Source organism: Streptomyces sp. SID486, assembly GCF_009865385.1.
GTDB lineage: Bacteria > Actinomycetota > Actinomycetes > Streptomycetales > Streptomycetaceae > Streptomyces.
Window position 1 is genome coordinate 1 of record NZ_WWJT01000075.1, and the last position, 12,248, is coordinate 12,248.

The 12,248-nt window shown below is 73.7% G+C and carries 10 protein-coding genes; 5 read left to right on the plus strand and 5 right to left on the minus strand.

What is annotated here, in order from left to right; all coding sequences use genetic code 11:
* Positions 1-312 precede the first annotated feature (312 nt).
* Positions 313-1,101 carry a carbon-nitrogen hydrolase family protein gene (locus tag GT045_RS03800; RefSeq protein WP_161292567.1) on the plus strand — a complete coding sequence of 263 codons (789 nt, stop codon included), beginning with the start codon at positions 313-315 and terminating at the stop codon, positions 1,099-1,101.
* A gap of 52 nt (positions 1,102-1,153) precedes the next feature.
* Positions 1,154-2,860, plus strand: coding sequence for an NAD(P)/FAD-dependent oxidoreductase (locus GT045_RS03805; protein WP_161292569.1), 1,707 nt, complete (start codon positions 1,154-1,156; stop codon positions 2,858-2,860).
* Positions 2,861-3,052: 192 nt separating this feature from the next.
* Here the strand turns inward: GT045_RS03805 and GT045_RS03810 are convergent, their stop codons facing one another.
* Together GT045_RS03810 and GT045_RS03815 are read right to left on the minus strand one after the other, a co-directional pair.
* The gene (locus tag GT045_RS03810; RefSeq protein ID WP_161333287.1) at positions 3,053-3,739 is read right to left on the minus strand and encodes a DUF5995 family protein; all 687 of its coding nucleotides are present in this window, start codon (positions 3,737-3,739) and stop codon (positions 3,053-3,055) included.
* A 98-nt stretch (positions 3,740-3,837) separates the two neighbouring features.
* Positions 3,838-5,241, minus strand: a complete 1,404-nt coding sequence (locus GT045_RS03815; RefSeq protein ID WP_161333288.1) for a solute carrier family 23 protein — start codon at positions 5,239-5,241, stop codon at positions 3,838-3,840.
* A 170-nt stretch (positions 5,242-5,411) separates the two neighbouring features.
* On the opposite strand from GT045_RS03815, the gene GT045_RS03820 reads away from it, so the two are divergent.
* Together GT045_RS03820 and GT045_RS03825 are read left to right on the plus strand one after the other, a co-directional pair.
* Entirely contained in the window at positions 5,412-6,668 is a 1,257-nt protein-coding gene (locus GT045_RS03820; protein WP_161333289.1) for an alginate lyase family protein, read from the plus strand.
* Between the two features lie 547 nt (positions 6,669-7,215).
* On the plus strand, positions 7,216-7,674 hold the full coding sequence (locus GT045_RS03825; RefSeq protein ID WP_161297255.1) for a thioesterase family protein: 459 nt from the start codon (positions 7,216-7,218) through the stop codon (positions 7,672-7,674).
* Here GT045_RS03825 and GT045_RS03830 read toward each other — a convergent pair.
* Positions 7,634-8,848, minus strand: a complete 1,215-nt coding sequence (locus tag GT045_RS03830) for an MFS transporter (protein ID WP_161333290.1) — start codon at positions 8,846-8,848, stop codon at positions 7,634-7,636. The two genes, GT045_RS03825 and GT045_RS03830, sit on opposite strands and share 41 nt — an antisense overlap.
* A gap of 136 nt (positions 8,849-8,984) precedes the next feature.
* On the opposite strand from GT045_RS03830, the gene GT045_RS03835 reads away from it, so the two are divergent.
* The gene (locus GT045_RS03835; protein WP_161333291.1) at positions 8,985-10,229 is read left to right on the plus strand and encodes an ROK family transcriptional regulator; all 1,245 of its coding nucleotides are present in this window, start codon (positions 8,985-8,987) and stop codon (positions 10,227-10,229) included.
* Between the two features lie 50 nt (positions 10,230-10,279).
* Here the strand turns inward: GT045_RS03835 and GT045_RS03840 are convergent, their stop codons facing one another.
* Together GT045_RS03840 and GT045_RS03845 are read right to left on the minus strand one after the other, a co-directional pair.
* The gene (locus GT045_RS03840) at positions 10,280-11,044 is read right to left on the minus strand and encodes an SDR family oxidoreductase (RefSeq protein ID WP_161333292.1); all 765 of its coding nucleotides are present in this window, start codon (positions 11,042-11,044) and stop codon (positions 10,280-10,282) included.
* A 264-nt stretch (positions 11,045-11,308) separates the two neighbouring features.
* Positions 11,309-12,199 carry an RNA polymerase sigma-70 factor gene (locus GT045_RS03845; RefSeq protein ID WP_161296382.1) on the minus strand — a complete coding sequence of 297 codons (891 nt, stop codon included), beginning with the start codon at positions 12,197-12,199 and terminating at the stop codon, positions 11,309-11,311.
* Positions 12,200-12,248: the final 49 nt, after the last annotated feature.

The following is a 12,248-nucleotide window of genomic DNA, read 5'->3' on the forward strand; positions in this document are numbered from 1 at the left end:
CCCGGCCGCCGCGGCCCGGCCGTCGGGACATCGGCGGCCGGGACATCGGTGGCCGGGCCGCAGCAGGTCGGCGTTTCCGCAGGTGGAACGCGTGCGGAGGATGCCTCGCCGGTCTCCCGGGAGGGACGCCCCCGCACGCACCCCTCCGGGACGGCTCCCGGCCCCGCCCGGGGCGCGCAACGAATCGCCGTCCGCCCCACTTTCCACGCAACGAACAGCGCACCCGCGCGCAACGGCTCCTTCTTGTCCGGCCGCGCGCCCCGACCGTACGGTCTATTCGGCCCCCTACCCCCCGTCCGGTGAGGATCCCGCATGCGCACCGCCCTGCTCCAGAGCTCCGGCCGCCCCGGCTCCGTCGTCGAGAACCTCAAGGTCCTCGACGAGGCCGCGGGCCGGGCCGCCGCCTCGGGCGCCGGTCTGCTGGCCGCGCCGGAGATGTTCCTCACCGGGTACGCGATCGGCGACGACATCGCGCGCCTCGCCGAGCCCGCCGACGGTGACTCCGCCGACGCGGTCGCCGAGATCGCCGCCCGGCACGGCCTGGCGATCGTCTACGGCTACCCGGAGCGCGACGGCGGGACCGTCTACAACTCCGCCCAGCTGATCTCCGCCGACGGCACCCGGCTCGCGAACTACCGCAAGACCCACCTCTTCGGCTGCTTCGAGCGCGACCACTTCACGCCGGGCGAGCAGCAGGTCGTCCAGGCCGAGCTGAACGGCCTCACCGTGGGCCTGCTGATCTGCTACGACGTCGAGTTCCCGGAGAACGTCCGCGCCCACGCCCTGGCCGGCACCGACCTCCTCGTCGTCCCGACCGCGCAGATGCACCCCTTCCAGTTCGTCGCCGAGTCGATGATCCCGGTGCGGGCCTTCGAGAACCAGATGTACGTCGCCTATGTCAACCGGGTCGGTGAGGAGGGGGAGTTCGAGTTCGTCGGCCTCTCCGTCCTCGCCGGCCCCGACGGCGTCGCCCGCACCCGCGCCGGCCGCGCCGAGCAGCTGGTGGTCGCCGACGCCGACCCCGGCTTCCTGGCCGCCTCCCGGGAGAACAACCCGTACCTGCAGGACCGCCGCCCGGGCCTGTACGGCTCCCTCGTCTGAGCCGCCCCCACAGCTTCCCCCGTTTCACCACGCGCAAGGAGTCCGTACCCCCATGACGTCCACGGTGCCCAACGCCGTCGAGCACACCGACGAGCAGCAGCCGCCGATCACCATGTTCGGCCCGGACTTCCCCTACGCCTACGACGACTTCCTCGCGCACCCGGCCGGCCTCGGCCAGGTCCCGGCGACCGAGCACGGCACCGAGGTCGCGATCATCGGCGGCGGCCTGTCCGGCATCGTGGCCGCGTACGAGCTGATGAAGATGGGCCTCAAGCCCGTCGTCTACGAGGCCGACCAGATCGGCGGCCGGCTGCGCACGGTCGGCTTCGAGGGCTGCGGTGATCAGACGGAGGGGCTGACCGCCGAGATGGGCGCGATGCGCTTCCCGCCGTCCTCCACCGCCCTCCAGCACTACCTCGACATGGTGGGCCTGGAGACCCGGCCGTTCCCGAACCCGCTGGCCGAGGCGACCCCGTCGACCGTCGTGGACCTCAAGGGCGAGTCGCACTACGCCGAGACCGTCGACGACCTGCCCCAGGTGTACCGGGACGTCGCCGACGCCTGGAACAAGTGCCTGGAAGAGGGCGCCGACTTCTCCGACATGAACCGCGCGATGCGCGAGCGGGACGTCCCGCGCATCCGTGAGATCTGGGCGAAGCTGGTCGAGAAGCTCGACAACCAGACCTTCTACGGCTTCCTCTGCGACTCCGAGGCGTTCAAGTCCTTCCGGCACCGGGAGATCTTCGGGCAGGTCGGCTTCGGCACCGGCGGCTGGGACACCGACTTCCCGAACTCCATCCTGGAGATCCTGCGGGTCGTCTACACCGAGGCCGACGACCACCACCGCGGCATCGTCGGCGGCTCCCAGCAGCTGCCGCTGCGCCTGTGGGAGCGCGAGCCGGAGAAGATCGTCCACTGGCCGTACGGCACCTCGCTGAAGACGCTCCACGCGGACGGCGAGCCGCGTCCGGCGGTGACCCGGCTGCACCGCACCGCGGGCAACCAGATCACCGTCACCGACGCGGACGGTGACATCCGCACCTTCAAGGCGGCGATCTTCACCGCCCAGTCCTGGATGCTGCTGTCCAAGATCGCCTGCGACGACTCGCTGTTCCCGATCGACCACTGGACCGCGATCGAGCGCACCCACTACATGGAGTCCTCGAAGCTCTTCGTCCCGGTGGACCGGCCGTTCTGGCTGGACAAGGACGAGGAGACCGGCAGGGACGTCATGTCGATGACGCTCACCGACCGCATGACCCGCGGCACCTACCTGCTGGACGACGGCCCGGACAAGCCCGCCGTCATCTGCCTCTCCTACACCTGGTGTGACGACAGCCTGAAGTGGCTGCCGCTGTCCGCGAACGAGCGGATGGAGGTCATGCTGAAGTCGCTCGGCGAGATCTATCCGAAGGTGGACATCCGCAAGCACATCATCGGCAACCCGGTGACGGTCTCCTGGGAGAACGAGCCCTACTTCATGGGCGCGTTCAAGGCCAACCTGCCCGGCCACTACCGCTACCAGCGGCGCCTGTTCACCCACTTCATGCAGGACCGGCTGCCGGCGGACAAGCGGGGCATCTTCCTGGCCGGCGACGACATCTCCTGGACGGCAGGCTGGGCCGAGGGTGCGATCCAGACGGCACTGAACGCGGTCTGGGGCGTCATGCACCACTTCGGCGGCGAGACCGACGCGACGAACCCGGGCCCGGGTGACGTCTACGACGAGATCGCGCCGGTGGAGCTTCCCGAGGACTGACCCGGGAACGGAGCGGGACGCGGCCGGCCGGCCGGCCGGCCGCGGACTCCAGGGCCGGCCTCCCGCCGGTACGGTGAGCGGTCAGCCAGCCGGTGACGGGTCAGTCGGCGAGCGGTCAGCTGGTGACGGGGCCAGGCGGCGAGCGGTCAGCCGGTGAGGGGGCCAGGCGGCGAGCGGCCAGTCGGTGAGCGGTCAGTCGGCGAGCGGGGTCAGCAGCATCCGGCCCGCGAAGCCGACCGCCGCGTCCAGGCGTTCGGTGAACTCCTCGGCGACGTCGGCGCAGTGCCGCAGCGCCCACAGGGCGCGTGCCGCGGTCCAGGTCGCGTCCCGGGCCCGCTCCAGGCTCCAGGAGCCGAGCAGATGGGTGAGCGGATCGGCGATCTGGAGCAGGTCCGGGCCCGGCATCAGATCCTCGCGGATGCGCTCCTCCAGCGCCCCGAGCAGCTCGCCGACCCGGTCGAACTCGTCCTCCAGGTCGGCCGGCCGGCAGCCGAGCGCGCGGCACGCGTCGACCACGGCGAGGGCCAGATCGTGCCCGATGTGGGCGTTGATGCCGGCCAGCGCGAACTGCAGCGGCCGGACCCCGGGGTGGCGGCGGAGCTGGAACAGGGGCCGCCAGCAGGCGGGCGGCCGGCGGTCCGCGGTGGCCGCGTCGACCGCCGCCAGGTACCGCTCGGCGAACCGCACGTCCAGCGCGCTCGCCGCACGCGGGTCGGGGAACTCCCCGGCGGTCAGCCGACGGCCCACCTCCTCGGTGACGGCGAGGTAGACGCGGTTGAACACAGCGACGCCGTCCCGGGCGGGCAGGGTCGCGTCGAGCGCGCGCATCCGCGCGACGACGGTGTCGACGGAGGTCGTGAGGTGTGCCGGCTGCGCCATGGGGGAAGCGTCCCAGTCCGTGGCCGCCCGGCGCGCCCACCGGTCCGGCGCTTCGCCGGAACGGGGTAACGCCGGGCCCGGTGTGCGCGGCGGTGCGCCTACGAGCCGCTGCCCGGCGCGCGGGTGTCCGTCCCGGCGTCGTAGGAGGACGTGCCCTCGTCCAGCAGCGGCTGCTGCGTCTTCAGGTGGGCCGGGGCGAAGGCGCGCAGGGCGTGGTAGCCGGTGATGACGACCAGGGTGCCGAGGGCGATGCCGCTGAGCGAGAAGTTGTCGGAGAACTTCATGCTCACGTTGCCCACCCCGATGATGATGCCCGCGGCGGCCGGCACCAGGTTCAGCGGGTTGCGCAGGTCCACCTTGGCGTTGAGCCAGATCTGGGCGCCGAGCAGGCCGATCATGCCGTAGAGGATGACGGTGATGCCGCCGAGGACACCGCCCGGGATGGCCGCCACGATCGCGCCGAACTTCGGGCAGACACCGAAGAGCAGGGCGAAGCCGGCGGCGGCCCAGTAGGCGGCGGTGGAGTAGACGCGGGTCGCGGCCATCACACCGATGTTCTCCGAGTAGGTGGTGTTCGGCGGCCCGCCGACGGCCGTGGAGAGGACGGAGGCGACGCCGTCCGCCGAGATCGCCGTGCCGAGCTTGTCGTCCAGCGGATCGCCGGTCATCTCGCCGACCGCCTTGACGTGACCGGCGTTCTCGGCGACCAGGGCGATGACCACCGGCAGGGCGACAAGGATCGCCGACCACTGGAACGAGGGCCCGTGGAAGGACGGCAGCCCGATCCAGTCCGCCTTGGAGACGCCGGAGAGGTCCAGCCGCCAGTGGTCGGCGACCTTGCCGCTGGGGCTCATGGAGTGGATCTTCCCGAAGGCCCGGTCGAACACCCAGGAGACGCCGTAGCCGAAGACCAGGCCGAGGAAGATCGCGATGCGCGACCAGAAACCGCGCAGACAGACGACCGCCAGAGCGGTGAAGGCCATCACCAGCAGGGCGGTCCACTGGTCCTGCGGCCAGTAGGTGGACGCGGTCACCGGCGCCAGGTTGAAGCCGATCAGCATGACGACCGCGCCGGTCACGATCGGCGGCATGGCGGCGTGGATGATCCGCGCGCCGAACCGCTGCACGGCGAGGCCCACCAGGAACAGCACGACGCCGACGACGAGGACCGCGCCGGTCACGGTGGCGCTCGTACCGCCCTGGGCGCGGATGACGGCGGCCACACCCACGAACGACAGGGAGCAGCCGAGGTAGCTCGGCACCCGGCCGCGGGTGGCCAGCAGGAAGATCGCGGTCGCGACACCCGACATCATGATCGCGAGGTTGGGGTCCAGCCCCATCAGTACGGGGGCGACGAAGGACGCGCCGAACATCGCGACCACGTGCTGGGCGCCCAGGCCCACGGTGCGGGGCCAGGAGAGCCGTTCGTCGGGGCGTACCACCGCTCCGGGCGCGGGCGTGCGCCCGTCACCGTGCAGTTTCCAGCGCACGCCGAGGTCCATGGTGGGGTTTCGCTTTCTTACGTACGTGAAGACGGTCCGGACCATTGTCAGGGGTAACCGGTGGCTCTACGCTCGCACGGTCCTGTTCGTGAACCGAGTTCATGTATCTGATCGATGATCGTCGTCGCCGACCGGGATGACGGTCGTCGTCCGGAAGATCGGAGCGCTCGATGAGTGGAAGATCCCGCGCGGCCGTCCTGCTGGCCGCGGTGATGACGTTCGGGGCCGCGCTCGTCCCGTCCGCCCACGCCGCTCCCCGGGTTCCGCGGACCGCCGTGCTCGACGGTGTCCGCCTGGAGCTGACCCGGGCCCGCACGCACCACGACCCCGCGCTCCGGCGCGCCCTCGCGAGCCTGACCGCCCGGGCGGACGCCTGGCTGGGCCAGGGGCCCTGGACGGTCGTCGACAAGCCGAGACCGGCCCCCGGCGGCGACGTCCACGACTATCTGAGCCAGGCCCCCTACTGGTGGCCCACGATCGCCCCCACCGCCGGCAACCCCTGGGGCTGCCCCTACGTCCAGCGTGACGGACAGCGCAATCCCGAGGTCGACGCCGGCACGGACCGCCAGGACGTCGAGAAGGTCTTCGACTCGGCGTACGACCTCTCCCTCGCCTGGTACTACACCGGCAGGCGCGGCTACGCCGAGAAGGCCGGACAGATCCTGCGCACGTGGTTCCTGGACCCGGCCACCCGGATGAACCCGAACCTGGACCACGCCCAGTTCATCCCCTGCAAGTACGACGGCCGGTCCATCGGCGTCATCGACTTCTCGCAGTCGTACACCGCCGTCCTGGACGCCCAGGCCCTCCTCGCCACCGGCGCGCCCGGCTGGACGGCCCGGGACCGGGCCGCCATGACCGGGTGGAACAAGGACTTCCTCGGCTGGCTGCGGGACAGCGCCTTCGGCCGGGAGGAGGGCGCCGCCGCCAACAACCACGGCACCTTCTACGACATGCAGCTCGCCGCCCTCGCCTACGCCACCGGCGACACCGCCCTCGCCCGGCGGACCGTGCTGGAGGCGGGTGCCCGCCGGATCGCCCCGCAGATCGCGGCCGACGGCAGCCAGCCCCAGGAACTGGCCCGCACCCGCAGCTGGCACTACTCGACCTTCGACCTGGTCGCCTACACCCGGCTCGCGGCCATCGGCCGGCACGTGGGCGTGGACCTCTGGGACTACCGCGGCCCCGACGGCCAGAGCCTGGCCGACGCGGTCCGCTACCTGCTGCCGGCCGCGACCGGCAGGGCCGCCTGGCCGCACCCCGAGCTGGAGTTCCGGCGCTACGCGGCGACCGACGTGGTGCACGCGGCGGCCGACGCCGGCGACCCGGCCGCACGGCGGGCCGTCCCCGGGCTCCAGGCGCCCCCCGGGGGAGACCTGTGGGCACTGCGGCCCGCCGCCGAGCAGCTGGACTCGATAGCGGGCTGATCCGCGCCGGGCCGGGGGACCCCCGGGCGGGTGTGCGCTGCCGACCCCGGGCCACGGTGTCCCGGGGTCGGTGACGCGGTGTCATCGAGTGCGGCGGCGGCCGCGGCGTCCAGAGCCGGCGATCCGGTGCGGTCGAGTCCGGGTCGCGGTGTCCCGGGCCGGTGACGCGGTGTGGTGGGGCCGCGATGTCCCGGGCTGGTGACGCGGTGTGGTGGGTCTGTGGTGTCCCGGGCCGGTGACGCGATGTGGTGGGTCTGTGGTGTCCCGGGCCGGTGACGCGATGTGGTGGGGCTGCGGTGTCCCGGGCCGGTTACGCGATGTGGTGGGGCTGTGGTGTCCCGAGCCGGTGACGCGGTGTGGTGGGGCCGTGGTGTCCCGGGCGGGTGGCGAGGTGTGGTCGGGCCGTGGTGTCCCGGGCCGGTGATCCGGTGCGGTCGAGGCCGGGCCGCCTCCCGGAGGCGGGCCCGTCGGCGTCTGAGCGGTCGCTTAGTATGGTGCGGTACCGGGGGTGCCGCCACCCCGCCCGCGCTGCTCAGGAGCCCTTCCCGTGACCGCCGAAGCCCCGACCGCCCCCGCCGTCTCGCATGGCCGGCTGATCCCCGTCACCGTCCACTTCGACGACCTCGACGCGCTCGGGCTGCTGCACAACGCCCGCTACCCGCTGATGGTCGAGCGCGCCTGGACCGAGCTGTGGAACGAGCACGGCGTCCGCTTCGACGGCGACTGGGTGGCGGCCGGCGACGCCTGCAACGCCGTCCGTGAACTGTCCATCGGATACGAGGCCCCGGTCACCCGCCCGGGCACCTACGCGGTCCACCTCTGGCTGGAGCGGCTCGGCACCACCGGCCTGACCTACGGCTTCCGGTTCTGCTCGGCCGACGGGGCCGAGACGTACGCCCGGGGCACCCGGGTACTGGTCCGGCTGGACGCGACGACCATGCGTCCCGCGCCCTGGAGCGAGGACTTCAGGGCCGCGGGCCGGGCGCTGCTGCGGCCCGCGGGCTGACCTCCGCACGGCCCCCGCGCTCGGCGGTGCGCAGCACTCCCGCGAACGCCGCGAGCCCGCACGCCAGCGCCGTCACCACGCAGAACGACACCATCAGGCTGGTCGCCTGGGCCACCCCGCCGATCAGGCTCGGCGCGATCAGCCCCGAGGTGTAGGTGATGGTCGCCACGCCCGCGATGGCCTGGCTGGGGTTGGGGCCGGAGTGCCCGGCCGCCGCGAAGCACAGCGGCACTACCACCGCGATGCCGAGCCCCATCAACGCGAACCCGGCCATCGCCACCGCCGGGTGCCCGGCGAGCACGACCAGCAGGCCGCCCAGCACGGCGAGGACACCGCCCGCGCGCACCGTGCGGACCGCGCCGAACCGGTTCACCACGGCGTCGCCGGCGATCCGTACCACCGCCATGGTCAGCATGAACCCGGTGGTCGTGGCCGCCGCCAGTCCGGCCGAGCTGTCCAGCCGGTCCCGCAGGAACACCGCCGACCAGTCCAGGCTGGCGCCCTCGGCGAAGACCGCGCAGAAGCCGACCGCGCCGATCAGCAGCGCGGAGCGCGGCGGCAGCGCGAACCGCGGGGGCGGTTCCTCGTCCGCGGCGGGCTGGAGGTCCGGCACCCACCGGCAGGCCGCGAACCCGAGCAGGGTGAGGACGGCCGACGCGAGGGCGAAGTGCAGGCGCGCGTCGGCGCCGAGATGGGCGGCGAGGGTGCCGGCCGCCGAGCCGGTCAGGGCGCCCGCGCTCCACATGCCGTGCAGCCCCGACATGATCGACCTGCCGAGCAGCCGCTCCACCTCCACGCCGAGCGTGTTCATCGAGACGTCGGCCATGCCCGAGGCCGCCCCGTAGGTGAACATCGCCAGGCACAGGGTGACCAGATCCGGCGCGACGGACGGCAGCGTCAGCGACAGCGTCCACAGCGCCAGCAGCCCGCGCAGGGCCGTACGGCTCCCGAAGCGATGGCTGATCCGGCCGGCCAGCGGCATCGCGCAGGAGGCGCCGAACGCCGTGAAGGCCAGCGCGACCCCCAGCTGTCCCGTGCCGAGCGAGGCGTGCTCCTGGACCCACGGCACGCGCGTCGCGAACGAACCGGTCACGGCGCCGTGCACGGCGAACACGGCCGCCACGGCGTACCGGGCGCGCCTCACGTCGTCGTGCGGATGGCTCACGTCAGTCATGTCCCCGTCCCTCCCGAGGGTGCCCCGTCCTGCCTCCCCGCAACGCCGCGTAAACTATCAGGAAGCCTGCCTGATAGATAGCGGGCAGCGTCCCGTGTGTTCGGCCGGTCCCCACCGATCTGGGAGGATTCCCGTCATGCCCGCAACACCGAGCACCGCCCGGGCCATCAACGACCGGCTGGCCCTGCGGCTGTTGCAGCAGGAAGGCCCGCTCACGGCAGGGCAGCTGAAGCAACAGACCGGACTGTCCCGGCCCACGGTCGCCGACCTGGTCGACCGGCTCACGGCCGCCGGACTGATCACGGTGGTCGGCGAGTCCGGCGAGCAGCGCCGGGGACCCAACGCCCGGCTCTACGGCATCGTGGCCGACCGCGCCCACCTCGCCGCGCTCGACGTCCGCACCGAAGGGGTCTTCGTCCTCGTCTCCGACCTGGTGGGACGGGTGCTCGCCGAGGCGTCCGCGCCGATCGGCGGGGACACCGGGACCGGGCCCGCGGTGGAACAGGCGGTGAGCGCGGTGGAGAGCGCGGCCAAGGAGGCCGGTGCCGGCCGGCTGCACACCGTCGGCATCGGCGCGCCCGGCCTCATCGACCCGGCCACCGGCGACCTCAGGGACTCGGCCGGCCTGCCCGCCTGGCACCGCAGCCTGGCCGCCGCGCTCCAGGACCGGCTGCCCGGTGCGCGGGTCACCCTCGAGAACGAGACCAACCTGGCCGCCCTGGCCGAACAGCGCGAGGGCGCCGCCCGGGACCGGAGCACCTTCGTCCTGCTCTGGCTGGGGCATGGCGTCGGCGCCGCGGTGGTCCTGGACGGAACCCTGCGCCGCGGTGCGTCCGGCGGCACCGGCGAGATCGGCTTCCTGCCGGTCCCGGGCACCCGCGCGCTGCCCTCGGCGACCGACTGTGAGGGCGGTTTCCACTCACTGACCGGGGCGGCGGCGGTCACCGCGCTGGCGGCGGAGTGCGGACGGCCGGTGTCCGGGCCGGCCGACGGGCCGGGGGCGGCCCTGGCGGTCCGGGCCGCGGTGGCGGAGGTGGCGGGGGAGTCCATGGCGGTCCGGGCCCCGGCGGCGGGGGAGTCCCTGCCGGCCGAGGCGTCCCCCGCCCGCCGTTTCCTGCACACCCTGGCCGACCGGGTCGCCGTCGGAGCCGCCTCCGTCGTGGCCGTCCTGGACCCCGGCTGCGTCGTGCTCGGCGGCGAGGTCGGACACGCCGGGGGCGCGGTGCTCGCCGGGCTGGTGGAGGACCGGCTGCGCCGGATGTCACCCCTGCCGACCGAGGTGCGGGCGAGCGGCCTCGGCGGCGGCGCCGTACTGCGCGGAGCACTGCTGACCGCCCGGGACCGGGCGCAGGACGAGCTGTTCGCGCCACACGGGCGCTAGCCCCGGCCCGTCGGCCGGCCCGGACACCGGCCGTCCCGCCTTCTTCCGGGTCAGGCCGGCCCGCCCGTCGGGCTCCCTCCGAACCGTGCGGCCAGGTACTCCTCGAACGTCACCTCGCCCACGGCCCGGTCGGGGGCCAGGTGGCCGCCCGAGCGGAAGGCCCGGTAGGTGCCGCCGGCGAGCGGCACCCGCACCACCGGGCGGCGGCGGCCGGTCGCGCGCAGATAGGCGCGGGCCAGCGAGTCCAGCCCGCGGACCTCCGGACCGGCCATGTCCGGCACCCGTCCGGCCGGGGCCCCGAGCGCCAGCTCCACCAGCCGTCCGGCCACCTCGGCGACCTCGACCGGCTGGTCCGGCACCCCCGCCGGGACCGCCAGCACGGGCGACTTGGCCAGCCTCTCGAAGAGCGTGACCAGCAGGTCGTGGAACTGCGTCGCCCGCAGCACCGTCCAGCCGAGCCCCGACTCCTCGATCAGCCGCTCCACCGCCAGCTTGGTGCGGTAGTAGCCCATCGGCACCCGGTCGACGCCCACGATGGAGATGTAGACCAGATGGCCCACCCCGGCCCGCCGCGCCGCCGCGAGGAGGTTGCGGGCCGCCCGGTCGTCACCGCCCCCCTGTGTGCTCGCGCAGTGCACGACCGTCTCCGCACCGGCCAGGGCCGCGTCCAGGCCGGCTCCGCCCGTGCGCAGGTCGACGGCGTAGGGCCGCGTGCGCCGGCTGAGCACCCGGACCTCGTGCCCGTCCGCCCGCAGCCGCTCCGTGACGAGCCGGCCGAGGGTTCCGGTACCGCCGGTCACCAGGATCGTGGTCATGCCGTTCTCCGTCCCTTCGGACACCGGGCGCTCCCCACCGGAGCGCCCTCCTCCAGCCAGGACCGGACAGCCCCCCGGAAACGTGACAACCCGCGGGGACGCCCTTCCACCGGATCCGCCGGCGCGCGGGCCGACCCGTGTGAACTGGCCTCCGTGCATGGGTTTCACCGGCGTGCGGGTCGGCCCCGCGCGCACCGGCGTCGTTCCACCGGTCTCATCGGCGTGCGGGCCGGCCCCGCGCGCACCGGCGTCCCTCCACCGGTCTCACCGGCGCGCGAGCTGGCCCCGCGCGAACTCCAGCTTGTCCGGGTTCACCACCGCCCGTGCCTGCCCGATCAGCCCGTCCCGCAGCTCGAAGACGACCAGACCCACCAGCGTGCCGCCCGTCCACGCGACCAGCGCGCCCTCCCCGTTGACCTCCGCCGCCGTGAAGTCGAGACCGGCCGTGAACCGCCGGGTGATGCCCACCAGGAAGCGGATGGTCTTCTCCCGGCCCTCGATCGGGCGCAGGGCCGCCGTGACCTTGCCGCCCCCGTCGGCCCACCAGGTCACGTCCGCGGCGAGCAGCCGTTCCAGGCCGGCGAGATCACCCTCGCGGGCGGCCGTGATGAACGACCTGACCAGTTCCTCCCGCCGCTGCGGAGCCGCGTCGAAACGGTTCCCGGGCACGGTGACCCGCGCCGCCGCCCGCCGGTACAGCTGGCGGCAGTTGGCCTCGCTCAGCGCCAGGACGTCCGCGATCTCCCGGTGGGCGTAGCCGAACGCCTCGCGCAGGACGTAGACCGCCCGTTCGGCGGGCGTGAGCCGTTCGAGCAGCAACAGCAGCGCCATCGAGACCTGGTCCCGCCGCTCGGCCGACTCCAGCGGCCCCAGCGTGCCGTCGGAGGTGACGACCGGCTCCGGCAGCCAGGGCCCGACGTACCGTTCACGCCGTGCCCGGGCCGAGGTCAGCCGGTTCAGGCAGAGGTTGGTGACGGTCTTGGCGAGCCACGCCCCCGGGTGCTCGATCGGCTCCCGGCCGGCGCCGCTGAACCGCAGATACGCGTCCTGCACCGCGTCCTCCGCCTCCTGGGCGGACCCGAGCAGCCGGTAGGCCAGGCCGAACAGGCGGGGGCGATGGGTCTCGAACGTGTCGGCGGGCAGGGTGATCTCCATGTGCCCACCCTGCCAGGGCCCTGGCGGCCCGGCGGCGGGCAAGGGCCGT